Raw genomic sequence first — 22,998 nt, 5'->3', positions numbered from 1 at the left:
CGACTTTCGTCGCCCGGCTCGAGACCGGGCGATCCAGTACTCACCACCGGTCGTGTTCAATCGGCGTACTGGATATGAATCAGGGCGGCCCCTAATTTGCACCGCGCCGATGCCAGGTCTCAACTGCCGCTGCGAAGAGCCGCTTATGTTCCTCCGAGTCGAATGCTCGGCGCGGAATCAAGAGGGCATTTCCGTTCTTCCCGGTGATTGTGACTAGCTCAGGCGTCTCTTCGATCGTGGATATCTCTCTCCAGCTCCATGCACGGCTCTTGTTGCCGATCTTGGTGTAGAGGCCATCTTCGCTGGCTGTGAGCTCTCGGTGCTGCGGCTTGAACATCAGCTGTGGGAAAGCGACGAGAAACGCCACGAAAACGCCAGCGGCAAGCAGGCCATAAAGCAGTTTTGCGTAATCATGCGGTGGCCAATGGCCATCCCAAATGAGTGCGAGCGCAATGAAGAAAAGAGCGGAATATGCGTGCAGCACCCAGAGTTTCTTGCGCCAGGCGCGCCAATACCAATCCCAGACCTCAGCCCGAGTACTGGCGTATTTCAGCGTGACGGCCATCTGAACTTTCGACGCTGGCGAGAGGCGGGGCGGGCTGGCGCAGATGTTCGTCGGTGATATCGTCGATGAGCTGCACCGGCGCTCAATCCCACCCGTTAGTCTTATTATTCAACCGTCATCGCCCGGCTTGACCGGGCGATCCAGCACTCACCGGCCGTCGTGTTCTGGCGATAGGCCGAGGCTTACTGGATTCCCCGCTTTCGCGGGGAATGACACTGGTGAGTCGGGAGGCGGTGTGCCTCGTATCGGAGGCCGGCGCGGCTTTACAGCTGCCCGAGCAGCGTATCGCCGCCGGAGACCTCGACCTTGCCCGGCGCGGCTTCGAGGTTCAGCTTCTTGACCACGCCGTCCTCGACCAGCATCGAATAGCGCTTGGAGCGGATGCCGAGGCCGGCGCCGGAGGCGTCGAGCTCCATGCCGATCGCCTTGGTGAACTCGGCATTGCCGTCGGCCAGGAACACGGCCTCGTCGCGCTGGTCGGTGTCGCGCTTCCAGGCGTTCATGACGAAGGCGTCGTTGACCGAGACGATCGCGATGGTGTCGACGCCCTTGTCCTTCAACGCATAGGCATTGAGGAAGATGCTGGGCAGATGCATCTTGTGGCACGTGCCGGTGTAGGCGCCGGGCACCGCGAACAGCGCGACCTTCTTGCCCTTGAAGATGTCGTCGGTGGTTTTGACCTGCGGGCCTTCGCCGGTCATGACGCGGAATTGGGCCTGCGGCAGCTTGTCGCCAACCTGGATGGTCATTCGAGTTACTCCTTCCCCTGGATGTGTCTTGCGCGGTGCGCGCTACACTATTCGGCGGGCCGGAAACGGCAACGGCCCGCCGTGATCACGTATCCGTCATCGCACGTCCCTCATCGCGCGCCGGGGCTTGCGGCGCCAATGGACTCAGGCCGCTGCTGCCGGCTTCTTCTTCTCGTCGCGCAGCTCGCGGCGCAGGATCTTGCCGACATTGGTCTTCGGCAGCTCGGTCCTGAACTCGATCTGCTTCGGCACCTTGTAGTTCGTGAGCTGCTCGTGGCAGTGCTTGATGATGTCCTCGGACGTGAGGTTGGGGTCCTTCTTCACCACGAACGCCTTGACGACCTCGCCGGTCTTCTCGTCCGGCAGCCCGATCACGGCGGTCTCCAGCACGCCCGGATGGGTCGCGATGACCTCTTCGACCTCGTTCGGATAGACGTTGAAGCCGGAAACCAGGATCATGTCCTTCTTGCGGTCCACGATCTTGACCGATCCGTCCGCGGCCATGACGCCGACGTCTCCGGTGCGGAAGAAGCCGTCCGCCGTCATCACCTTGGCGGTCTCGTCGGGACGATTCCAGTAGCCTGCCATCACCTGCGGGCCCTTGGCGCAGATCTCGCCGGGTTGTCCCAGCGGCACTTCGTTGCCGTCGTCGTCGCGGATCGAGAGCCAGGTCGATGGCAGCGGCAGGCCGATGGTGCCGGTGAATTCCGTCGAGGTCGGCACGTTGCATGTCAGCACCGGTGCGGTCTCCGACAGGCCGTAGCCTTCGGCGATGCTGCAGCCCGTCACCTGCTTCCACTGCTCGGCCACCGGGCGCTGCACGGCCATGCCGCCACCGTTGGAGACCTTCAGCTTGGAGAAATCGATCTTGCGGAAGTCAGGATGATGCAGCAGGCCGTTGTAGAGCGTGTTGACGGCCGGGAAGGTGGTGACCTGATACTTCATGAGCTCCTTGATGAAGCCGGGGATGTCGCGCGGATTGGGGATCAAGAGATTGGCGCCGCCCGCGCGCACCGCGAGCAGGAAGCAGCAGGTCAGCGCGAAGATGTGGTAGAGCGGCAGCGCGCAGACGATCAGCAGCTGATCGACGTGCGGCGGCTTGTCCATCACCGGCTGCAGCCACGCATCGTTCTGCAGCACGTTGGCGACGACGTTGCGGTGGAGCAGCGTGGCGCCCTTGGAGACGCCGGTGGTGCCGCCGGTATATTGCAGGAAGGCGACGTCGTCCGGACCGATGGTGGGCTTCTGGAAGCGCTTGCCGCGTCCGGCGGCGAGCGCATCGTTGAAGGGGACCGCGCCCGGCAGCGAGAACGCCGGCACCATCTTCTTCAGGCGGCGGACGACGAGGTTGACGATCACGCCCTTGAAGCCGAGCAGGTCGCCCATGCTGGCGACGACGATGTGCTTGACCTGGGTGTGGCCGACCACCTGCTGCACCGTGTGGGCAAAGTTCTCCAGCACGATGATCGCCTCGGCGCCGGAATCCTTGAGCTGGTGCTCGAGCTCGCGCGGCGTGTAGAGCGGGTTGACGTTGACGACCGCGTAGCCCGCGCGCAGCACCGCGGAGATCGCGATCGGATATTGCAGCACGTTCGGCATCATCAGCGCGACGCGCGCGCCCTTGGCCAGCCCCAGGCCCTGCAGATAGGCGCCCATCGCGACCGACATGTCGTCGAGCTCGCGATAGCTGATCGCCTTGTCCATGCAGATGAAGGCGCGGCGATCGGCGAATTTCTTGAAGCTCTCTTCCAGCAGGTCGACGAGCGACGGGTATTTGCCCGGATCGATATCGGCGGGAACGCCGGCCGGATAGTGCTTGAGCCAGATGCGCTCCATGATCCTTCCTCTCTCATCGTCTCTTGTTCGTCTATCGGCAGCCGCCGGCCTCGCTCGGGCCGGCGGCGCCAATATCGAATTTCCGGCCGTTCAAGGCAAGCGGCCGGCGCGGCGACGAAAGGGGAGGGACGGGCGGTCCGGGCCGAGGGCCCGTGCCAATTGCTGGCTACCGCCGTATGCGCCGCGCGGGATCAGCCGTCCTTCGGCGCGGGCTTGCCGTCCGTCTTCGGCTTTGCGGCAGCCTTGGGTTTGGCGGGCTTGGGCGCGTCGGAGCCGGTTTTTTCCGCCGTTTTTCCGCCGGCTTCGTGCTTGGCGGCGACGTGGCGGGCCGCGCCCGGCTTGGCCTCAGCCGGCTTGGCCTGCGGCTTCGCAGCGGCCTTCGCATCCGCATCGGTCTTGGCGGCGGTCCGGGTCGCCGCCTTGGCGTCCTTCCGGGCGGCGGCATGCGCCTTCTTGCCGCGGTGCTTGGTCGCGGTCTGCGCGTCGGCATCGGCGGCGACGGCGGCGATCAGCGCCGCGCCGGTGCGCGTCGGGCCGGTGTAGACCAGCACCGGCTCGGACGGGGCGGGCGCCGCCGCCAGCAGCTCGGACGGCTTCATGGTCGGCGTCTGCAGGCCGGCGAGCAGGGTGCCGCCGGTCGCTTCGCCGTCCGCACCGGCAATGGTGTCCTCGTCGTCGTCGCTGGCTGGTCGGTGGCGGCGGCCGTTGCACATGTCGTCGCGCAGGTTGGGCGGCGTCGCGTCGACGGGGGCCAGCTGATCGACCGTGCCCAGCGGCGACTTCAGCCAGCTCAGCTGGTTGCCGTTGAAGCCGCGGTCCAGCATCTGGATCGCGCGCACGGCGCGCATCTGTCCCGAGGAGGCGCCGAGCACCACCGCGATCAGGCGCTTGCCGTTGCGGGTCGCCGACGCCACGAGATTGTAGCCGGAGGCGCAGATGAAGCCGGTCTTGAAACCGTCGGCGCCGGGATAGCGCCCGATCAGCTTGTTGAAGTTCTGCACCACGCGGCGGCCGTAGCGGATCGACGGGATGTGGACGAAATATTCGTACTCCGGAAGATCGCGGATGATGGCGCGCGCCAGGATCGCGAGATCACGCGCCGAGGTGATCTGGCCGTCGGCAGGCAGTCCGTTCGGATTCACGTAGCTGGTCTGCGTCATGCCGAGCTTGCGGGCGGTGTCGTTCATCATCGCCGAGAAGCCGTCGATGGAGCCGCCGACGCCCTCGGCCAAGACCACCGCCATGTCATTGGCGGACTTCACCAGCATCATCTTCAGTGCGTTGTCGACGGTGACCTGCGTGCCGGGCCGATAGCCCATCTTCGACGGCGACTGTGATGCCGCGGTCGGTGAGACCGTGAACAGCGTGTCGAGCGTGATCCTGCCGTCCTTGACCGCCTTCAAGGTGACATAGGCCGTCATCAGCTTGGTGACCGATGCAGGGTACCACGGATAGGTCGCGTTCTGCGCCTCCAGCACCTTGCCGGTGTCGGCTTCGACGAGCAGCAGCGCCTCGGCATGGGCCCAGCGCGGCGCGAGCACGAGAGCGGCAGCGAGAGCGATGATCTTGATCGGGGCGTAGCGGAACAACAGGCGAAGCGTCTGCACTGGTCTGGTCCGGTCCTTTGAGACCCGCCTCGCGCGGCGAGGTGGGCAAGCGGGCTTTCGGGTTTCAAGCGTGTCCGGCGCCGCTTTGGTTGCGGCAGGCCGCGAACCTATACCGGCTCGACGCTGGCGAACAGAGGCCAGCCATTCAATTCCACGATGAAAGCGTCCCGCGATCAGGTCTTGACGATGATGCCGTCGCTGTCGGGCTCTGCGAGAGTCGCGCGCGCGCTCTCCTGCACCATGAACTGGGCCTTCGCGAGTTCCGCGAAGTGGCCGCCCTTGGCGACGAGTTCATCGAACGTTCCGCTTTCGATCACGCGTCCGTTCTCGAACACCAGGATTCGCGTCGCGTTGCGGATGGTCGAGAGCCGGTGTGCGATCACGAAGGTCGTGCGTCCCCTCATCACCTCGTCGAGCGCCGCGTTGAGCTTGGCCTCGGTGACGGCATCGAGCGCGGAGGTCGCCTCGTCGAGAATCAGGATCGGTGGATCCTTCAAGAGGGCACGCGCGATCGAGAGCCGCTGGCGCTCGCCACCGGACAGCATGCGGCCGCGCTCGCCCGCGTTGGTATCGAAACCCTGGTCGGCACGATCGATGAAGTCGAGCGCCTGGGCGCGCGCGGCGGCGGTGCGCAGCTCCTCGTCGGTCGCGTCGGGCTTGCCGACCAAAAGGTTCTCGCGGATCGAGCGGTTGAACAGGAGCGCCTCCTGGAACACGACGCCGATGTTCCGGCGCAGCGCCGCGAGCTTCAATCCGCGCACATCCATGCCGTCGATCTTGATGAAGCCCGACTGCGGATCGAAAGCGCGATGCAGGAGCGCGATCGCCGTCGACTTGCCGGCGCCGGTCGGGCCGACCAGCGCGATGGTCTGGCCCGGCAGCGCGGTGAAAGTGAGGTCCTCCACCGCCGGCCGCTTGCCGTCGTAGGAGAACGACACATCGTTGAATTCGACCAGGCCCGAGAGTCGGCCGACCTCGATCGCGTCGGGGCGGTCGCGCACGGCCGGCACGGCATCGAGCACGGTGAAGAACTCGGCCAGCCGCGGCGCCTCCATGAACACGTTGTTGATGAAGGACACGACCTGCTCCAGCTTCTGGATCAGCATGGTCGCGAACGACACGAACATCACGATCTCGCCCACCGACGTCAGCCCGGCCTGATGCAGGGCGATGCCGAGTGTGAAGATCGCGAGCACGGTGATGGTGGTCGAGGCACGCGTGATGACCGTCACCAGCGCCCACCAGCCGAGCACCGGCATCTGCACCGACAGCAATTGTCCGGCGACGGTGCGCAGGCCCTGCACCTCGGCATCGATGCGCACGAAGCTCTGTACCAGCGCGACGTTGCCGAGCGCGTCGGAGGCACGCGCCGACAGGTCGCTGTAATGCTCCTCGACCTCGCTCTGCATGCCGTAGGTCTTGCGCACGACCAGGGTCGTCAGCACGGTGAACACGACGCACAGCACGAACAAGAGGATCGCGAGCCGCCAGTTCAGATAGAGCGACAGCGGCAGCAGCACCAGCACCGACATGATCGCGGCGAAGTGCTCGCGGAAGAACGACAGCCACAGCTTCCACAGCGCGTCGGTGCCGTTGATCATCACCTTCATCAGCCGGCCGGAATGGGTGCCGGAATGGAACGTCAGCGGCAGCTGCAAAATGTGCTCGAAATAGCTCGTCAGCACCGCATGGCGCTGCCGGTGCGCCAGCCGGTCGGCCTGCAGCGCGACCCAGGCGCTGGCCAGAATCGTGAACAGGCCGAATCCGGCCCAGGCCGCGAGCAGCGGCCAGGCGGTGCTGGCCGAGGCCTTGCCGGAGAGCGAGTCGACAATGCGTCCGAACAGCACCGGGTCGGCGAACTGCGCCACCGCCAGCGCCAGGTTGGCGATCGCGAGAAACCAGCCGAGCCGCGCCTCCTTTCCGAGCAGATGGAGCACGCGGGCATAGATGCGGAGCAGGGACATGGCGGGGCGCTTCGTGTCGGCAGTTGGAATCAGCGCTGGGCGCGCGGCACCATGTTAGCAAGGGAACGGCCGCCGCGGCGAGCGCTCAGTTGACGAGCCGGCTGTCGGCGGGCGGCAGGAAGCTGTCGTCGAAGATGTCGGCGGGTTGCGGACGCTTGTGGTGGAATTTGCCGTCCTCCGCGAGCTGGTCGAGGGCCCGCTCGAACCGGGCGGGCTCGATGCTGCCGATGCCATCGCGGCGGACGTCCGGCGTCAGCACGTTGTCGACGAGCACGCTCTGCAGTCGCTGCAGCTCGAGCTCGCGGGAGCCGTCATCCATCCGGCTCACCACGTCGGCGATCGCGCCGGCAGGGTCCTTGATGGCAAGCTGGAGCCCCGATGTCAGCGCGCGCAGGAAGCCCTTCACCGCCGCCGGCTGCTTGGCCGCAAAGCCGGGATTGACGATCACCGCATGGCCATAGGCCTCGCAGCCATAATCAGCGAAGCGCAGCACCGCGAGATCGGCGGCGGGCACGCCGCGGTCGCGCAGATTGATCGCCGAGAGATACGAGAAGCCGCTGACGGCATCGACCTGGCCGGCGGACAGGATCGGCTCGCGCACGGCCGCGCCAACGCGCGACAGCTTGATGGTCTCGGGCCTGAGATGGTTGTGCCTCACGACCGCCGGCCACAGCCGGATCGAGAGATCGCCCTCGGCGACGCCGAGCGTCTTGCCTTCGATGTCGCCGAGCCCGTTGATGCCGCGACTCCTGCGCGCGATGATCGCATAAGGCGCCCTGTTGAACAGCACGAACACGGCCTTGACCGGCTGGCTGTTCGACGCGTCGCGATAGCGGATCAGCTCGTTGATGTCGGCGAGCGCCATGTCGGTCTCGCCGGAGGCCACCCGCGCGATCGCATCGGGAGAGCCCTTGGCCGTGGTGATGGTGACGGTCACGCCCTCGGTGGCGAACAGCCCGCGGCTGGCGGCGAGGACCAGTGGCGCCATGCTGCCATCGAGCGGCCGATCCAGCGCGAACATGACGGCGACCGGACGTTTCGGCTCCTCCGCTGCGGCTTCCTCTCTCGACAGGCATGAGGGCACGACGAAGGCGGCGAGGAGCGCCAAGGCAAGCAGGGTGACGGGTCGTCGCATGCGCATCATGTCACGCCGGTATTCGCAGGCCGTACCGGTCTTGTCACGCCGGTATTCTAATCAGTTCGCCGGCCATCGCGGGATCGAGATGTCAATTTCGTGACAACGTCGCGGTGCCGCTGCCACTCGGGGCCGGCGGTGCCTGATCATGTCGGATCGAATGTGAACGGTCCATGAGCAAGGCCTGCGGCGATTTGCGGCTTCGACTCCGGGTTTCGCGGGGGGAACTGTGGGCGCAGTTCGCGAGTTGGTACCCGAGATTAGATCGTACGGAGGATCCACATGATCGCACAGCGCGGAAGTTTTTCACGCTTTGGCCGTGCTACCGTCCTGGCGACGGTGGCCGCGGTGACTTTGACGGCCGTGCAGCCGACACTCGCCTTTGCCGGCTCCGCGCCGGCCGAGAAGGGCGTCGTCGCCAAGACGGCCAATGATGGCGGCCTGACCGATGTCAGCGCGCGCCGGCGCCACTATCGCGGCAACGGTGGCGCGGCGGCTGCGGCGGCGTTCGCCGGGATCGTCGGCACCGGACTTGCCATCGCGGCGACGCAGAACCGCCGCTCCTACTACGAGGACAACTATTACTATGGCCGGCCGGCCTATTATGGCTACGGACCGCGCTATCAGTATTACGGCGGCGGCCCCTATTACGGTGGCGGCTATTACCATCACCCGCATTGGTGATGTGAGATCGGACGAAACGATCCGCCGGCCGCCGTGCCGGCGGATTTTTTCTTGCCTGCCGCGAACGTTAATATGCGTACCATCGAATTTAACTATTGTGGCGAGATGACTGATTCGATCGATCGGCTCTATCGCGCTGTCCTGGCGGCCAGGGATCTCGACCCCGCGCGATCGCGCACGGCCAAGCTGATGCAGCAGGGCACGGCCAAGATGGCCAAGAAGCTCGCCGAGGAGGCGATCGAGGTTGCGATCGATGCCGTCGGCGGCGACGCCCAGGCCGTGGTGCGCGAAAGCGCCGACCTGATCTACAATCTGGCCGTGCTGTGGGCCGAGCTCGATGTCCAGCCCGAGGACGTCTGGCGCGAGATGGAACGGCGCGAGCTGATGCTCGGCATCGCCGAGAAGCTGCCGAAATCGCCGGTCAAGGTCGCCAAGGCCGCGCCCGGACGGGTGGCGGGGCGACCGATCGTCGCGGCCGAAAGCCGGACCATCCGCAAGCGGCACTAGTGTGGCGGTCCGATTCGGGCCGACATATGGGCCATGGACAAATCCTGCCCGGTTTGCTTCATCGCCAGCATGCTCAGACGGATCTACGACTGGTGTATCGACGCCGCCCACAAGCCGCATGCCATGTGGATCATGGCCGCGGTTGCCTTCGCCGAAAGCTCGTTCTTTCCGGTGCCACCGGATGTGATGCTGATCCCGATGTCGCTGGCGAAGCCGCAGCGGGCGTGGCTGTTCGCCGGCGTCTGCACCGCGGCCTCGGTGGCGGGCGGCCTGGTCGGTTATGCCATCGGCGCGCTGCTCTACGACTCCCTCGGCCATTGGCTGATCCAGCTCTACGGCCTCGGCGACAAGGTCGAGGCGTTCCGTGCCTCCTACGCCGAGTGGGGCGCCGTCATCATCCTGGTGAAGGGATTGACGCCGATCCCCTACAAGCTGGTCACGATCACGTCGGGCTTCGCCGGCTACAATCTCTTTCTGTTCGTCGTCTGCTCGATCATCGCGCGCGGCGGCCGCTTTTTCATCGCCGCGATATTGCTCAACCGCTATGGCGAATGGATCAGGGTGCGCATCGAGAAGCATCTCGGCCTGTGGGTGGCGATCGGCGCGGCCGTGCTGGTGGCCGGATTCGTCATCGCCGTGAAGCTGATCTGATGCGGCCGCTGCGCCCGGGGCTGGGGGCAGGCGCGGCGCTGCTCGCCGTCGTCTCGGTTCTCTCCGCCGCCGCGGCATGGGCGCAAACGACGCCTTCCTTGGGGCTGCGAGAAGCGCCGCAACAGCCACCGCAGCAGGCGCCTGCCGTCCAGCCTGCGCCGCCTTCCAGTCCGGGTCTGGTGGAGGAGCTCGGCAAGCTGTTCGAGAAGATGTCGATCATTCCGCTGAAGCCTTCGGGCGATGCCCGCGCCGAGCCGCCGGCGGCCGGCAGCGATCCCACCGGCGCTGCCGCGGATCAGCCCGCTGCAACACCGGTGCAGCCCAGTGGCCCGGTCGCGCCGAAGGGCGGCGCCGACGTGCTGAAGGAGACCGGCGAGACCTTGTCGCGCCTCGCCCAGCCCTCGAGCATGATCTCCGGCCGCTCGGTCTGCCCGATCGCCGCCAACGGCACGCCGGATTGCAAGCTCGGCGCCGACCGGTTGTGCCAGGGCAAGGGTTACAAGGAAGGCAAGAGCCTCAACACCGATTCTGCGGAGACCTGCTCGGCGCGGGTGCTGATCCCCGGTCGCGAGCGCAAGCCGGGCGATTGCCGGACGGACACCTAGGTGACCTCGGCGCTCTGCCAATGACGCCGGCACGCCAGCGTCTCAACGCAAGACCCTGGTCCGGCTTTTCCGGTCCCTCTGCGAGCGAATTGCCATCACGGCATGATGTCGGGCATGCTCGCGATCACGAGTGTTTCCGCATTTCAACGCAAGAGGAATTCCCATCCATGTCCATGCCCGCCTTGTTCAAGGGCCGCCTGACGATCCCGGTGATCGGCTCGCCGCTGTTCATCATCTCCGTGCCCGACCTGGTGATCGCGCAGTGCAAGGCCGGCGTGGTCGGTTCGTTTCCGGCGCTCAACGCGCGGCCGGCCGCGCTGCTCGACGAATGGCTGGCGCGCATCACGGAGGAGCTCGCCGCCTATGACCGGGCGCATCCGGAACGCCCGTCGGCGCCGTTCGCCGTCAACCAGATCGTGCACCGTTCCAACAACCGGCTCGAGCAGGATCTCGCGCTGTGCGAGAAGTACAAGGTGCCGATGATGATCACCTCGCTCGGCGCGCGCGAGGAGCTGAACCGGGCGGCGCATGGCTGGGGCGGCATCGTCTTCCACGACGTCATCAACCAGACCTTCGCGCACAAGGCGATCGAGAAGGGCGCCGACGGCTTGATCCTGGTCGCGGCGGGCGCCGGTGGACATGCCGGCACGATCTCGCCGTTTGCCTTCGTGGCGGAGACGCGGAGCTGGTTCGATGGCCCGATCGCTCTGTCTGGCGCGATCGGGAACGGCCGCGCCATCCGTGCCGCGCGCGTGCTCGGCGCCGACTTCGCCTATATCGGCTCGGCCTTCATCGCCACCAAGGAGGCGAATGCGGTCGAAGGCTACAAGCAGATGATCACCAGCTCGGGCGCCGACGACATCGTCTATTCGAACCTGTTCACAGGCGTGCACGGCAACTATTTGAAGCCGTCGATCGTCGCCGCCGGCCTCGATCCGGACAATCTCCCGACCTCCGATCCGTCGAAGATGAGCTTCGGCACCGACGCCTCGGGCGAGCGCGCCAAGCCGAAGGCATGGAAGGAGATCTGGGGCTCGGGGCAGGGCATCGGCGCCATCAAGGACGTGCTGCCCGCCGCCGAGCTGATCGCGCGCTTCAAGAAGGAATATGACGAAGCAATCGATCCGCCGCTCTAAGCGGCTCCGCGACGGACAAAAGAAAAGCGCGGCAGCCAGGGCTGTCGCGCTTTTTTGTTGAGGTCGCAACAAGCGGGCGGGCTATTCCAGCTCGATCGCCTGGAACTTGCCGCGCTCGTCGAGCGCCGTGCCCCAGATCTTATGCGAGGCCTGGTGTTCGGCGCGGCCGAAGCCGAGCTTGGCACCGAGACCGAGATCGATGTCACGCATGTTCTCCAGCGTGTCGATCAGCGCCTCGGTGTCGAGCTGCGGGCCGACCCGGCGCAGCGCCTGGACCAGCACGTTGGCCGAGACGTAGCCTTCGAACGACACGTAGGACGGTGCCTCGCCCGGGAAGTACTTCTCGAGCGCGCTCTTGTATTCGAGCACGGCGCTCGAATAGCCGCCGACGGCCGGCACCACCTGGGTGACGATGACGCCGCTGGCATAGCGCGGGCCGAGCAGCATCAGCTCGTCCGAGAGCTCGGTCGAGCCCACGAAGGAGACGTTGGTGTAGATCATGTGCGGGAACAGATCGCGCGTCTTCTCGATGAACTTCGCGGCGGCGCGATAGGTTGCGACCATGACGATCGCCTTGGGCGGGTTCTTCAACGCCCGCAGCTGGTTGACCGCGTCGTCCACGTCGACCGTGTTGCGCTTGTAGTTGAGGCGCAAGATGGACGTGTCGGCAAGGCCGAGCGAGCGGAAGGCCTTGGCCACACCGGAGAAGCCGGCATCACCATAGGCGTCCTGCTGCGCGAACACGGCGATGTCCTTGGCCGGCAGGCGGCGCAGCTTGACCAGATAGCGAACGACGGTGTCGGTCTCTTCGGCGTAGCTGGCGCGATAGTTGAACACGTAGCGATCCGGCGGATCGTTGCGCAGGAGGTTGGCGCCGGTGAACGCGCCGTAGAACAGCACGCGGCGCTGCAGGGCGTAGGGCATCGCCACGGCAGACGTCGGGGTACCGACATTGCCGACGAAGCCGAACACCTTGTCCTTCTCGTAGAGCTGCTTCATCGCGTCCAGCGTCCGCGACGGCTCGTAGCCGTCGTCGGCCGAATAGAGCCGCAGCGAGCGCCCGGCGATGCCGCCGGCGTCGTTGGCGCGGTTGAAGGCGGCCTCGATGCCCATCTTCATCTGCCGGCCGAGCTCCTTGGCAGCGCCCGAGAACGGAGCGGCGATGCCGAAGCGGATCTCGTTGGCGGTGACGCCCTGGACGTTGGAGGTGGACGCCGGCGGCAGCGTCGCGGTTGGTGCCGTCGCAGCCACGGCCGCGGACGGGGCGATCACCCCGGCGAGGCTGGTGGCGGTCTGGCTCGGCGCGCTTTGCCCGAGCGAGCGCTCGAGCTCGGCGAGCTGGCGGCCCGCGGAGTTGCAGTCGGTCTGAGCCGCCCCGACACGGTTGCGTCCATCGGCGACGTAGCCGTTGAAGACGCGGGTGAGCTCGTCACGATCCGAGCCGCCGGTGGAGGCCTCCCGGATCACCTCGCGAAACTTGTCGACAATGGCCTGAACGCGGCCCTGGTCGATCGCCTGACAGGCGGATGCTGCTCCCACGATCGGCCCGACCCGGCTCGCAAGATTACGCACCACATCCGCATTGGTGCCCGCCGCGCTGGCGGGCGTTGCGAGCAATGCCGCAACCAAGAACACGCTACAACGAAAGTTCATTGCCACTATCCCACTTTGGACCCCATCCAGGTCTTCCGCCTGGTGAATTGACGCCGTGTCTGCGACGGAGAAGACATAAGACCGTCACCATGCACAGACCAGCCTTTCCTAAGAGCATGACCATTTCGGTAACCCGACACGCCTTTTTCCGATCATACTTTAGGACCTGCTAACGAAACGTCTTCACCAGTTCTTCCCCTTAGAAGCTAATTCTACTCAAGTTCGATTGCCTGATACGTGCCGGTTTCGTCGAGTGCGGTGCCCCAGATCTTGTGTGAGGCCTGGTGCTCCGCGCGTCCAAATGCGAGCGTCGTGCCGAGGCCGAGATCGAGGCTGCGCATCGATTCGAGCGTGTCGACCAGCCGCTCGGTGTCGAGCGGATTGGTCTGCTTCAGCGCCTGGATCAAAATCGTCGCCGCGATATAGCCTTCGAGAGACGTATAGTCCGGCGCCTCGCCGGGCGCGTATTTGGCCAGGGCGTTCTTGTAGTCGAGCACGAGGCTCGAATAGCCCGAAACCGCCGGCACGCCCTGCGTCACGATGACGCCGTTGGTGAAGCGCGGGCCGAGCAGCTTGAGCTCGGTCGCGAGCGAGGTCGAGCCGACGGCGGACACGTTGGCGTAGATCAGGCCCGGTACCGCGTCGCGCGTCTTCTCGATGAACTTCGCGGCGGCGCGATCGGTCGCTACCATGATGACCGCCTTGAGTCCCGGCTTGTGCGCCTTGACCTGATTGACCGCCTCTTCCACGTCCATCGTCGCGCGCGGATAGTTGATGCGCGTTACGGCATCGCCGATTTTCAACTGCCGGTAGGCCTTCGCGACACCGGCGAAACCGTCGTCGCCGAATGGGTCCTGCTGGGTGAACACGGCGATCTGCCTGGGCGAGACGCGCTTCATGTTGATCAGGTAGCGCACCAGCGCGGCCGTCTCCTCGGCGTAACTCGCCCGGTAGTTGAAGACGTAGCGATCCGGCGGATCGCGTCGCACCACTGCTGCGCCGGTGTTCGGTGCAAAGAACAGCGTGCGCCGCTCCAGCGCATAGGGGATCGCCACCTGCGAGTTGGCGGTGCCGACGTTGCCGATGAAGCCGAACACCTGCTCCTTGTCGTAGAGCTGCGTCATCGCCGCCAGCGTGCGGCCCGGGTCGTAGCCGTCGTCCGCCGCCACGAGACGGAGCATGCGCCCGTTGACGCCGCCGGCGTCGTTGGTGCGTGCGAACGCGGCCTCGATGCCCTGGCGCATCTGACGCCCGGTCTCCTTGCGGATGCCGGAGAACGGCAGGACCATGCCGAAGCGGATCTCGCGGTCGGTGATGCCGCGCACGGGGCTCGCGGTGACGGCGCCAGTCGTCGTTTCGGCCTTGACCGGTGTGATCGGGGCCGTCGCCGCAGCCGGCTGGTCGAGCGAGCGTTCGAGCTCCGTCAGTTGCCGCTCCGCGGCGGCGCAGGTCGCCTGCGAGGCGCCCGTACGACTACGGCCCTCGGCGATGTAGCCATTGAAGCTGCGGGTCAGCTGATCGCGCTCGCCGTCATTCCTCGTCGCCTGGCGGATGGCTTCGCGGAATTTGTCGACCATGCTCTGGACGCGGCCCTGCGCGATGTCGGGGCACGCGGAGGCCTGTCCCACGATCGGTCCAACCCGGCCGCCAAGCTCCCTGACGACGTCGGGAGCCGCCGCCAAAGCGGGGCTGAAGGGAGCTACGAAAACACTCCCGATGATCAACGCGGACCAACGCACGGCCATCGAACCTTCCACCTGCTCAGCTTGTTTCAAACCCTCTTCGTTCTACTATTCGTGGCATTTCGAATTAATGTCGGGTTTCTCTGTCGCTCTTTATGTCCTGGTAGTTGAGGCCGTCGCGCCTCTAGCGGTATCCTATTCAAGTTCGACGGGTTGGTAGGTGCCGCTGTCGTCCAGTGCCGTGCCCCAGATCTTGTGCGAAGCCTGGTGTTCGGCGCGGCCGAAGCCGAGCTGCGTGCCGAGGCCGAGATCGATGTTGCGCATGTTCTCGAGCGTTTCGACCAGTTGCTCGGTATCGAAGTTCGGACCGGCGCGCTTCAGTCCCTCGATCAGGATGCTCGCGGCGATGTAGCCCTCGAGCGAGGTGTAGTCGGCCGGCTCGCCCGGGGCATATTTCGCAAGTGCGGTCTTGTATTCGAGCACCAGGCTCGAATAGCCGGAGACGCCGGGCACGGTCTGGCTGACGATCACGCCCTCGGCGTAGCGCGGTCCGAGCAGCATCAGCTCGCTGGCGAGCGCCGAGCCAGCAACCGCGGAGATGTTGGCGAAGATGACGCCCGGAAATACGCCCTGGGCCTTCTCGATGAACTTGGCTGCGGCGCGCGTCGTCGCCAGCATCACCACCGCCTTGACCGGTGTCTTCAGCAGCTTCAGCTGATTGATGGCGTCGTCGACCTCGACCGTGTTGCGCGGATAGTTGACCCGCACGATCGAATTGTCGCTGACGCCGAGCGTGCGGAACGCCCTGGCCACCCCGGCGAAGCCGGCGTCGCCGAAGGCATCGTTCTGCGCGAACACGACGATCTGGCGCGGATGCAGCCTTCGCATCTTCACGAGATAATGGACCAGCGCGTCGGTCTCCTCGGCATAGCTCGGCCGGTAGTTGAAGACGTAGCGGTCGGGCGGATCGTGGCGCACGACGTTGGCGCCGGTATAGGGCGCGAAGAACAGCGTGCGGCGCTCGAGCGCGTAGGGGATGGCGACCGCGGCGGTGGCCGAGCCGAAATTGCTGATATAGCCGAACACCTGCTCCTTCTCGTAGAGCAGCTTCATCGCATCCAGCGTGCGCGCGGGATCGTAGCCGTCATCGGCGGTGACGAGCTTCAGCATGCGGCCGTTGACGCCGCCGGCCTCGTTGGCGCGATTGAACGCCGTCTCGACGCCGATCTTGAGCAGTCGCCCGCTCTCCTTCACCGGTCCGCTGTAGGGAATGACCATGCCGAGCTTGATCTCGCTCTGCGTCACCCCGCGCACGTTGCCGGCCGGCGGCAGCAGTTGCGCCGGTACAGTCGCGGCCTGCGCCGTCGCAGGTCCGATGCTCACGGCAGACAGGTTCGCGCGCGCCGGAGGCGGCGCTGCGATGGATTGTTCGAGATCGGCAAGCTGCCGATTGGCGCCGCCGCAATCCAGCCGGCCCGACGTGACGAGGCTGCGACCTTCGGCGACATAGCGGTCCAGCAGGCGCGTCAGCTCGTCACGGTCGGCCTCGCTGGCGGCGGCCTCGCGGATGACGAGCTGGAATTTCTCGATGATGGCCTGGATGCGCGGCCGGGCGATGTCGCGGCACGCGAGCGCGGCGCCAATGATCGGGCCGACGCGGCTGCCGAGCTGGCGCGCCACGCTCACACTCTCGCCGGGCGCAGCAGCGGCCTCGCCGGCCACGAGGGACGCGAGCAGGATGGCTGCCATACGGGCGTGAGCCAGCGGACGGCGTGCTGCCGCTTTCTGCGGTAGGACGTCGATCATCGTCGCCTGTGATGTGTTGGAAGTCGGATCAGTCGTGCAGAGGGTTAGCGAACCCGCTCCATCTGACCCGTCTTCTGGTTCCACTGCATGAACTGCTGCAGCATGGGCTTTTCTGGAGTGTCGGTCTCTGCCGTCGGCGCCGGAGCGTCCGCGAGCAGCGATTTGAACTGCGACAGCGCCGGAGCCTGCGGCTCGACCCGCTCGGGCAGCGCGCTGGTCTGGTCCGCCTTGGCGTCCTGGACGTCGGCGGCGACCGGCGGCAGCGTCTTCATCGACTGCACGGCGGCGACGAAGGACGAGCTGGCGTCGGGCTGGCGCCACACCGGCACGATGTTGACGAAGAACAGCGCGACGACGGCGGCGACGCCGGTTGCGGCGGCGAAGCGGCCGGCCACCTTGAACACGACCGACCGGCGGTCGCGCTCGCGCTCCAGATCCGGCGGCTCGCGCATGACTTGCGGATTCAGCGACTGGCGAAGGGATTCGAACACGGCGGTCTCCAGGCGAGCATCGAGCTGTCCTTGCTGTCCCGAAGCGGGACGCTCGGCCGCCTCCGCTGCCTTGGCATTGTCACCGACGAGAGATAGACGCGCGGCTTCCGGACGTTCGCGCAGCCACCGCGGCGCATAGTGCAGCGGGTCCTGCGGGTTCATCGGATTCTGTTCACTCAACGAACTCATACGCTACTCCTCTGACGCTCGATTCCGGTAAACTGATACGCTTCTGCCACGGTCGTATGAGAGCTAGTTTCAAACGAAGAGCGGGAGCTGGTCTGCCACTTCAGAGTATACGGAATCACTTGCAGAATCAGACGTTTCGCGTCGATCAGCGATCGCACGCCAGCGGTCCCTTCCTGCAAGGCGCCGTGGCACGTTTGCCGTGCCTTGGGCGCCTCTATCGATCCCATGCCCCGCCCCCTGACGAGTGTCAATCGATCGGAACCTCTTAAAGTCGTCGGTTCCGAATTATATGTACGTTAAAGTTATCATCATGATGTGATTAAAATGAGGCGTGACGGGTCTTGACGCAGATGCTCATGAATTGCGTCTCATTGATGCCAAGATTGCGCCTTGATTCGATCATCATCGAACTATGTCGGGCGGGCCGCTGTCGATTTTTGAGCGGCTTAGCGTCGATTTAACTATCCGTTAACCATCTGGCGCCGACAGTTAACCAATCACTAAGAAGGGTTGGGTCGGATGGTCATGAGTGCCAGCGCTGAAACGGTGCGTCCTGTTATTCGTCTGCGCGGGCGCTCCTACGTCGCCTTCGTGTTTTCGCCGGTTGTGCCGATTGCCGATTGGCTGGCTGAGCTCGATGCAACGCTCGCGGGCTCGCCCGGCTTCTTCGTCGGCAAGCCGATCGTGCTCGATCTCTCAGCGCTGGATCTGAGCCCGCTCGCCATCACCCATCTCATCAAGAGCATCGAGTCGCGCAACATCCGCGTGCTCGGTCTCGAAGGCGTCGAGCAGGGGCGGCTGTCGCTCGGCATGCCTCCCTTGTTGTCGGGCGGCCGTCACTGCGCCGTGCAGGAGATCGAGCCGGAGAAGCCGTCGCTGCAGCAGCCGACCTCGCTGCTGCTCGACCAGCCCGTACGCTCGGGCCAGTCGGTCGTGTTTCCCGATGGCGACGTCACCGTGCTCGGCGCGGTGTCGTCGGGCGCCGAGATCGTCGCCGGCGGCTCGATCCACGTCTACGGCACGCTGCGCGGCCGCGCGATGGCCGGCATCAACGGCAACGCGGCGGCGCGCATCTATTGCCAGAAGATCGAGGCCGAGCTGGTCGCGATCGACGGCTACTACCAGACCGCCGAGCAGATCGACGCCGCGTTGCGCGGCCGGGCCGTGCAGGCGCGGCTCGAAGGTCATTCCATGAAGATCGTTGCATTGAACTGAGTAGCAGGAGGATCCGTGACATGTCGAAAGTACTCGTAGTGACGTCGGGCAAGGGTGGCGTCGGCAAGACCACCACGACGGCGGCGATGGGCGCGGCGCTGGCGCAGGCCGGCGAGAAGGTCGTCGTCGTCGATTTCGACGTCGGCCTGCGCAACCTCGATCTGGTGATGGGCGCGGAACGCCGCGTGGTGTTCGATCTCATCAACGTGGTCCATGGCGTCGCCAAGCTGCCGCAGGCTCTGATCCGCGACAAGCGGCTGGAGAATCTCTGGCTGCTGCCGGCGTCGCAGACCAAGGACAAGGACGCGCTGACCGAGGACGGCGTCGGCCGCGTCATCGCTGAGCTGCGCAAGACCTTCGACTGGGTGATCTGCGACAGCCCGGCCGGCATCGAGCGCGGCGCCATGCTGGCGATGCGCTATGCCGACGAGGCTCTCATCGTCACCAATCCGGAAGTGTCGTCGGTGCGCGATTCCGACCGCATCATCGGCATGCTCGACTCCAAGACCGTGCGCGCCGAAAACGGCGAGCGCGTCGAGAAGCACATTCTCATCACCCGGTACGATGCCGGCCGCGCCGCGCGCGGCGAGATGCTGTCGATCGATGACGTGCTGGAAATCCTGGCGACGCCGTTGCTCGGCATCGTGCCGGAGAGCCAGGACGTGTTGCGCGCCTCCAATGTCGGCTGCCCGGTGACGCTCAACAGCCCGGCGAGCGCCCCCGCACGCGCCTATCACGATGCGATGCGCCGGCTGCTCGGCGAGGAGGTCGAGATGCAGATCCCGACCGAGCGCAAGGGCCTGATGAACCTGCTCTTGGGACGGAGGGCTGCATGAGTGTGCTGCGGCTCTTTACGGGGCGTGCAGCCTCCGCGCCCGTCGCGCGGGAACGGCTGCAGATCCTGCTCGCGCACGAGCGCAGTCTGCGTGGACAGCCCGATCTCCTGATGCAGCTGCGCGAGGAAATCCTCGCCGTGGTTTCGCGCCATGTGGTACTTGATCCGGACAAGGTCATCGTTCGCATGGACCGGGGAAAGCATGTCTCGACGCTCGAGGTCGACATCGAACTGCCCAATGGCGCCGACCGCGCCTTTGCCAGCGCCGGCTGAGACGTGGCGAGGCGCGCGCTGATGCGGCCGATCTTCCGCATCGCGGACAATCGGGTCGCCGTCGGCTCCGATGCTGCGGGACCCTGGGATCCGACCATGCAACATGGGTCTGCGCCATCGGCGCTGGCCGTGTGGGCGGCCGAGCGCATTCCGACGAAGTCGCCGATGCGCATCGCCCGCGTCACCATCGACCTGATGCGCCCGGTGCCGCTCGCAGAGCTCCTCATCGAGACCGAGGTGCTGCGCGAGGGGCGCAAGATCCAGCTCTGCGCCGTGCGCTTGCGCGCCGGCGACACGGTGGTCGTCACGGCGACGGTGCTCAAGATCAGGCAGGACGCGGTGCCGCTGCCGGACGATGTCCGCGAGCTGCCGGTCGATCTGGTCGGCCCTGACGAGGCCCTGCCGGAGCCTGCGGATTTCTCGACCAGCCCCTTCGTGCGTGGCATGACGCTGCGCGCTGCGCGCGGCCGGTTCGGCGTCAAGGGTCCCGGCGCGATCTGGTATCGCGTCGACTGGCCGCTGGTCGAAGGCCACGCCGTGTCGCAGGCGATGCGCGCCGTGGTCGCGAGCGACTTCTGCAACGGCACCTCCGCCGCGCTCGACTTCCACAGCTATACGTTCCTCAATGCCGACCTCACCGTGAACATGGCCCGCGAGCCGGTCGGCGACTGGATCCTGCTCGACGCCGAAAGCTGGATCGGCCCGGACGGCGCGGGTCTGGCGATGGCGCGGCTGGGCGATGTCAGGGGCTATTTCGGCCGGGTGGTGCAGAGCCTGGTGATCGAAAAGCGGTGAGGGGGCGGTCAGCCGTCCGGATTGCGTTCACGGCGAGTTGGCGAACTGATCACCGCACCGGCGCTGCCTCGTTTCCAACGGCGTGCTGCGGCGAGGTGTTATTAAGTTGGGCCGGTGATCGGCAGTTGCCTGCTTCGTTTCCGGTGAACCGATCAACCCCGCGCCAAGCTCCGCTGTGCCCTCTCCCCCGCTTGCGGGGGAGAGTTGGAGAGGGGGCGCCACGCACACCGCCGCTGGAGCGGCCCCCTCCCTAGCCCTCCCCCGCAAGCGGGAGAGGGAACAAACTGCCGTTGTCGCGAGTGAACGAGTTCAACGACGAACGATTTCGCTCTTGCGCCGCCCGCACCGTGTTCAAGAATCGTCCCACCTCCAGCTTCAGCCGGTTGCTGTCCTGTGACAGCGACTGCGCCGCCGACAGCACCTGGGACGAGGCCGAGCCGGTTTCGCTGGCGTCGTGCTGCACCTCGGTGATGTTGGACGACACCTCGTTGGTGCACTGTGCCGCTTGGCCGTGGAGTTATCAATATTGCTATAAACTTGAGCAGGCCAAGATGGTCGTATAACTACGACGCGGACTACACGCAGGTGAAACGACAAGCAGGTGGATGGGAATAAGCGTCATGGCGAAACCAACGAAGGCTACGAGCGTCGGCGAGGGGAACCAGTCTCCGTCGGAGCTGATCGACGCCCGGATCAAGGAGCTCGGGGATTGGCGCGGCGTCACGCTCAGCTACGTCCGCGATCTCATCAAACGGGCCGATCCCGATATCGTCGAAGAGTGGAAGTGGCGTGGCGTTCCCGTATGGTCGCATGCCGGCATCGTCTGCACCGGCGAGACCTACAAGGCCGCGGTGAAGCTGACCTTCGCCAAGGGTGCATCGCTGCCGGACCCTTCCGGCCTGTTCAACGCCAGCCTCGACGGCAATACCCGCCGGGCGATCGACCTCCATGAGGGCGACGAGATCGATGAGACTGCGTTCATGGCGCTGATCCGCGCCGCGGTGGCGCTGAACATGACGAAGGGGAAGCGGTAGGGCTGGTGCATCGCTCCGCGCAGTCAGTATCAACGATCCAGGTCGCTGCTCACTCACCACGTCGTCGCGAGCGCAGCGAAGCAATCCAGGGCCAAGTCGAATCATCTGTCTGGAAGGCCTGGATCGCCTCGTCGTTTCGGGGGCTCGCGCCGGCGGTGTGCCGGTCGCCGACAACCTTTCGCAAGGATGACCCGTGTGCATCGAGGTGGGAGGAGGCGGCGGCCATGGTTGCGCTCTGCCGAGAAACACGCTAGTTCGGCGCATCCCAACTTCAACGCAGGAGGCGACGATGTTCAGACTCACGCGCTTCCCGGGCTCGCTGCGCGATCATTGACGCGGCCGACCGGGATGATTGTCCCGGCCATGATTTGACCCTTTCGCATCTCATCGAAAAGCCCGCGGCCCTCGTGGCCTGCGCTTGAACCGTCGTGTCATGACATCAAATCTCTTGCTGACTCCCAGCCGGGAGCCGGAGCGTTCCGACCTGCGCGAACGCCGGCTGCGGCGCTATTCGTCTCGTCTGCAATCCCGCGTGCGCGCATGCGCGATGCGACATCCTCATCTCGCCGACCTCGCGTTGAGCTTTCCGGCGCTGCTGTTCGCGCTGGCAGTGCCGCGCCCGGATGTCGATCCGGAGCGGGCGATCGCGTGCGTGATCGCGGGGCGTCCGCTGGCCGAGGCGGCGGCCGCGGCCGGTCTGCCGCTCTGGCTGCGCAAGCTGCCACCGGAGGCGTTCGTCCGTCCGATCCCACCATTGCCAGACGGCGAGCTGTTCCGGCGGCAGATCGGCAACCATTTGCCGCGCTCGCCGAAGCTGATGCCGACCTGGCTGCAGCTCGTGGCGGAGATGGCGGCGCTGGCGCATGAGCCGGCCGCGGTGTGGATCGCCCGTGAGTATCTGCGGGCGCCGCTGGTGCTGAAGCGCGACCGCATGCATCTGCTCGGTCTGTGGATCTGGTTCTCGGGGCAGCCCGCCGGCTTCGGCCGCGAGCTCGTCGAAAGGCCGTGGACGCCAGCCATGAAGCTCGATGCCGCAATGACGGCTGCCCTCGCTTGGCGAGGGAAAGTCTCGCTGCATCTCAATCTCGGTCAACGGCCAATCCGCGACATGTGGCTCCATCCCGGTCGCGTCGGGGACTATGAGTTTCGGCCGCTGGATGACATCCCGGATCTGGTCGACGAAGCGATGACTATGCGCAATTGTGTCCGCACCTATGGCTCCGACATCGCCCACAATCGCTCTCGGCTGTGGAGCGTCCGGCACCTGGGCGAACGCGTCGCGACGCTGGAGGTCGCCGTCCGTTTTCCTGATCCGTTGTTGGGCATCGTCCAGCTCAAGGGACGGGGGAATGCTGACGTCGCCCGCGAGCTCTGGTGGATCGCGCGGCGCTGGCTGCACCTGCACGATCTGTCGCAGATCGAGACCGGTCGAATGAAATGGCGCCAGGCCCCTGTGGATCTCACCACATGGCGAATGCTGTGGCGGCCGTATTGGCTCGCCAAGCGCCGCATCCCGGACTGGTTGCCGCTCGCACCGTCGCGCGCTGCGTTCGCGGCGTTGTGAGATGGTTGTCGTGTCTGGACGC

Annotated in this window: 21 protein-coding genes and 1 pseudogene; 11 read left to right on the top strand and 11 right to left on the bottom strand. The window is 65.7% G+C overall.

The genetic code is table 11. The features are described 5' to 3' along the window. Positions 1-91 precede the first annotated feature (91 nt). The 6 genes from QX041_RS12530 to QX041_RS12505 form a co-directional block, all read right to left on the bottom strand. Positions 92-565 (bottom strand): YcxB family protein, encoded by a 474-nt coding sequence (locus QX041_RS12530; RefSeq protein WP_315826555.1) that lies wholly within the window; start codon positions 563-565, stop codon positions 92-94. A 263-nt stretch (positions 566-828) separates the two neighbouring features. Beyond that, positions 829-1,314 carry a peroxiredoxin gene (locus QX041_RS12525; RefSeq protein ID WP_315716297.1) on the bottom strand — a complete coding sequence of 162 codons (486 nt, stop codon included), beginning with the start codon at positions 1,312-1,314 and terminating at the stop codon, positions 829-831. A gap of 144 nt (positions 1,315-1,458) precedes the next feature. Further along, positions 1,459-3,150, bottom strand: coding sequence for a long-chain fatty acid--CoA ligase (locus QX041_RS12520; protein ID WP_316165534.1), 1,692 nt, complete (start codon positions 3,148-3,150; stop codon positions 1,459-1,461). Positions 3,151-3,341: 191 nt separating this feature from the next. Next, positions 3,342-4,757 carry a D-alanyl-D-alanine carboxypeptidase family protein gene (locus QX041_RS12515; protein WP_316165533.1) on the bottom strand — a complete coding sequence of 472 codons (1,416 nt, stop codon included), beginning with the start codon at positions 4,755-4,757 and terminating at the stop codon, positions 3,342-3,344. A gap of 173 nt (positions 4,758-4,930) precedes the next feature. Beyond that, on the bottom strand, positions 4,931-6,721 hold the full coding sequence (locus QX041_RS12510; RefSeq protein ID WP_316165532.1) for a glucan ABC transporter ATP-binding protein/ permease: 1,791 nt from the start codon (positions 6,719-6,721) through the stop codon (positions 4,931-4,933). 85 nt (positions 6,722-6,806) lie between these two features. After that, complete coding sequence (locus QX041_RS12505; RefSeq protein WP_315751428.1) at positions 6,807-7,862, bottom strand: ABC transporter substrate-binding protein; 1,056 nt, start codon at positions 7,860-7,862, stop codon at positions 6,807-6,809. 276 nt (positions 7,863-8,138) lie between these two features. Between QX041_RS12505 and QX041_RS12500 the strand changes: the two genes are divergently transcribed. The 5 genes from QX041_RS12500 (at position 8,139) to QX041_RS12480 (ending at position 11,439) form a co-directional block, all read left to right on the top strand. Continuing rightward, positions 8,139-8,540: a hypothetical protein gene (locus QX041_RS12500; protein ID WP_315716292.1), complete on the top strand. Its 402-nt coding sequence runs from the start codon at positions 8,139-8,141 to the stop codon at positions 8,538-8,540. 105 nt (positions 8,541-8,645) lie between these two features. Continuing rightward, positions 8,646-9,047: a phosphoribosyl-ATP diphosphatase gene (gene hisE, locus QX041_RS12495; protein WP_315716291.1), complete on the top strand. Its 402-nt coding sequence runs from the start codon at positions 8,646-8,648 to the stop codon at positions 9,045-9,047. 69 nt (positions 9,048-9,116) lie between these two features. Next, complete coding sequence (locus tag QX041_RS12490) at positions 9,117-9,698, top strand: YqaA family protein (protein WP_315716459.1); 582 nt, start codon at positions 9,117-9,119, stop codon at positions 9,696-9,698. Beyond that, entirely contained in the window at positions 9,698-10,303 is a 606-nt protein-coding gene (locus QX041_RS12485) for a hypothetical protein (protein ID WP_316165531.1), read from the top strand. The genes QX041_RS12490 and QX041_RS12485 overlap by 1 nt, the downstream gene beginning before the upstream one ends. A gap of 167 nt (positions 10,304-10,470) precedes the next feature. Continuing rightward, positions 10,471-11,439 (top strand): nitronate monooxygenase family protein, encoded by a 969-nt coding sequence (locus tag QX041_RS12480; RefSeq protein ID WP_315716289.1) that lies wholly within the window; start codon positions 10,471-10,473, stop codon positions 11,437-11,439. An 81-nt stretch (positions 11,440-11,520) separates the two neighbouring features. Here QX041_RS12480 and QX041_RS12475 read toward each other — a convergent pair whose 3' ends face one another. From QX041_RS12475 to QX041_RS12460, 4 genes are all read right to left on the bottom strand, one after another. Further along, on the bottom strand, positions 11,521-13,092 hold the full coding sequence (locus tag QX041_RS12475) for an ABC transporter substrate-binding protein (protein WP_315716288.1): 1,572 nt from the start codon (positions 13,090-13,092) through the stop codon (positions 11,521-11,523). A gap of 212 nt (positions 13,093-13,304) precedes the next feature. Continuing rightward, positions 13,305-14,837: an ABC transporter substrate-binding protein gene (locus tag QX041_RS12470; RefSeq protein WP_315751429.1), complete on the bottom strand. Its 1,533-nt coding sequence runs from the start codon at positions 14,835-14,837 to the stop codon at positions 13,305-13,307. A 132-nt stretch (positions 14,838-14,969) separates the two neighbouring features. Beyond that, entirely contained in the window at positions 14,970-16,580 is a 1,611-nt protein-coding gene (locus tag QX041_RS12465) for an ABC transporter substrate-binding protein (RefSeq protein WP_315751431.1), read from the bottom strand. A 44-nt stretch (positions 16,581-16,624) separates the two neighbouring features. After that, the gene (locus QX041_RS12460; RefSeq protein WP_315751433.1) at positions 16,625-17,260 is read right to left on the bottom strand and encodes a hypothetical protein; all 636 of its coding nucleotides are present in this window, start codon (positions 17,258-17,260) and stop codon (positions 16,625-16,627) included. Between the two features lie 519 nt (positions 17,261-17,779). Between QX041_RS12460 and minC the strand changes: the two genes are divergently transcribed. From minC to QX041_RS12440, 4 genes are read left to right on the top strand one after another with little or no spacing between them, the layout of a single operon-like run. Beyond that, positions 17,780-18,475 (top strand): septum site-determining protein MinC, encoded by a 696-nt coding sequence (gene minC, locus QX041_RS12455; protein ID WP_315751435.1) that lies wholly within the window; start codon positions 17,780-17,782, stop codon positions 18,473-18,475. Between the two features lie 20 nt (positions 18,476-18,495). Beyond that, the gene (minD, locus tag QX041_RS12450) at positions 18,496-19,311 is read left to right on the top strand and encodes a septum site-determining protein MinD (protein WP_315716283.1); all 816 of its coding nucleotides are present in this window, start codon (positions 18,496-18,498) and stop codon (positions 19,309-19,311) included. Continuing rightward, positions 19,308-19,583, top strand: a complete 276-nt coding sequence (gene minE, locus QX041_RS12445) for a cell division topological specificity factor MinE (RefSeq protein WP_315716282.1) — start codon at positions 19,308-19,310, stop codon at positions 19,581-19,583. Before minD ends, minE begins: the two co-directional genes overlap by 4 nt. A 21-nt stretch (positions 19,584-19,604) precedes the next feature. After that, the gene (locus tag QX041_RS12440; RefSeq protein ID WP_315716281.1) at positions 19,605-20,378 is read left to right on the top strand and encodes a thioesterase family protein; all 774 of its coding nucleotides are present in this window, start codon (positions 19,605-19,607) and stop codon (positions 20,376-20,378) included. A gap of 334 nt (positions 20,379-20,712) precedes the next feature. On the opposite strand, the pseudogene QX041_RS12435 reads toward QX041_RS12440, so the two are convergent. Further along, positions 20,713-20,886: pseudogene (locus QX041_RS12435) on the bottom strand (methyl-accepting chemotaxis protein); the annotation flags it as partial. A gap of 112 nt (positions 20,887-20,998) precedes the next feature. Here QX041_RS12435 and QX041_RS12430 point away from each other — a divergent pair. Together QX041_RS12430 and QX041_RS12425 are read left to right on the top strand one after the other, a co-directional pair. Beyond that, entirely contained in the window at positions 20,999-21,412 is a 414-nt protein-coding gene (locus QX041_RS12430) for a DUF1801 domain-containing protein (protein ID WP_315751436.1), read from the top strand. Between the two features lie 547 nt (positions 21,413-21,959). Then, complete coding sequence (locus QX041_RS12425; protein WP_315751438.1) at positions 21,960-22,976, top strand: hypothetical protein; 1,017 nt, start codon at positions 21,960-21,962, stop codon at positions 22,974-22,976. Positions 22,977-22,998 lie beyond the last annotated feature (22 nt).

Origin of the sequence: Bradyrhizobium sp. SZCCHNRI2009 (assembly GCF_032485115.1) — a bacterium.
In the GTDB taxonomy this organism is placed as follows: domain Bacteria; phylum Pseudomonadota; class Alphaproteobacteria; order Rhizobiales; family Xanthobacteraceae; genus Bradyrhizobium.
This window is presented reverse-complemented; position numbering and strand designations above follow the sequence as displayed.

Coding starts and splice junctions, on each gene's coding strand:
- QX041_RS12530 (WP_315826555.1), bottom strand. CDS start 565: ATGGCCGTCACGCTGAAATACGCCAGTACTCGGGCTGAGGTCTGGGAT.
- QX041_RS12525 (WP_315716297.1), bottom strand. CDS start 1,314: ATGACCATCCAGGTTGGCGACAAGCTGCCGCAGGCCCAATTCCGCGTC.
- QX041_RS12520 (WP_316165534.1), bottom strand. CDS start 3,150: ATGGAGCGCATCTGGCTCAAGCACTATCCGGCCGGCGTTCCCGCCGAT.
- QX041_RS12510 (WP_316165532.1), bottom strand. CDS start 6,721: ATGTCCCTGCTCCGCATCTATGCCCGCGTGCTCCATCTGCTCGGAAAG.
- QX041_RS12505 (WP_315751428.1), bottom strand. CDS start 7,862: ATGCGCATGCGACGACCCGTCACCCTGCTTGCCTTGGCGCTCCTCGCC.
- QX041_RS12500 (WP_315716292.1), top strand. CDS start 8,139: ATGATCGCACAGCGCGGAAGTTTTTCACGCTTTGGCCGTGCTACCGTC.
- hisE (WP_315716291.1), top strand. CDS start 8,646: ATGACTGATTCGATCGATCGGCTCTATCGCGCTGTCCTGGCGGCCAGG.
- QX041_RS12490 (WP_315716459.1), top strand. CDS start 9,117: ATGCTCAGACGGATCTACGACTGGTGTATCGACGCCGCCCACAAGCCG.
- QX041_RS12485 (WP_316165531.1), top strand. CDS start 9,698: ATGCGGCCGCTGCGCCCGGGGCTGGGGGCAGGCGCGGCGCTGCTCGCC.
- QX041_RS12480 (WP_315716289.1), top strand. CDS start 10,471: ATGTCCATGCCCGCCTTGTTCAAGGGCCGCCTGACGATCCCGGTGATC.
- QX041_RS12475 (WP_315716288.1), bottom strand. CDS start 13,092: ATGAACTTTCGTTGTAGCGTGTTCTTGGTTGCGGCATTGCTCGCAACG.
- QX041_RS12470 (WP_315751429.1), bottom strand. CDS start 14,837: ATGGCCGTGCGTTGGTCCGCGTTGATCATCGGGAGTGTTTTCGTAGCT.
- QX041_RS12465 (WP_315751431.1), bottom strand. CDS start 16,580: ATGATCGACGTCCTACCGCAGAAAGCGGCAGCACGCCGTCCGCTGGCT.
- QX041_RS12460 (WP_315751433.1), bottom strand. CDS start 17,260: ATGAGTTCGTTGAGTGAACAGAATCCGATGAACCCGCAGGACCCGCTG.
- minC (WP_315751435.1), top strand. CDS start 17,780: ATGGTCATGAGTGCCAGCGCTGAAACGGTGCGTCCTGTTATTCGTCTG.
- minD (WP_315716283.1), top strand. CDS start 18,496: ATGTCGAAAGTACTCGTAGTGACGTCGGGCAAGGGTGGCGTCGGCAAG.
- minE (WP_315716282.1), top strand. CDS start 19,308: ATGAGTGTGCTGCGGCTCTTTACGGGGCGTGCAGCCTCCGCGCCCGTC.
- QX041_RS12440 (WP_315716281.1), top strand. CDS start 19,605: ATGCGGCCGATCTTCCGCATCGCGGACAATCGGGTCGCCGTCGGCTCC.
- QX041_RS12430 (WP_315751436.1), top strand. CDS start 20,999: ATGGCGAAACCAACGAAGGCTACGAGCGTCGGCGAGGGGAACCAGTCT.
- QX041_RS12425 (WP_315751438.1), top strand. CDS start 21,960: ATGCGACATCCTCATCTCGCCGACCTCGCGTTGAGCTTTCCGGCGCTG.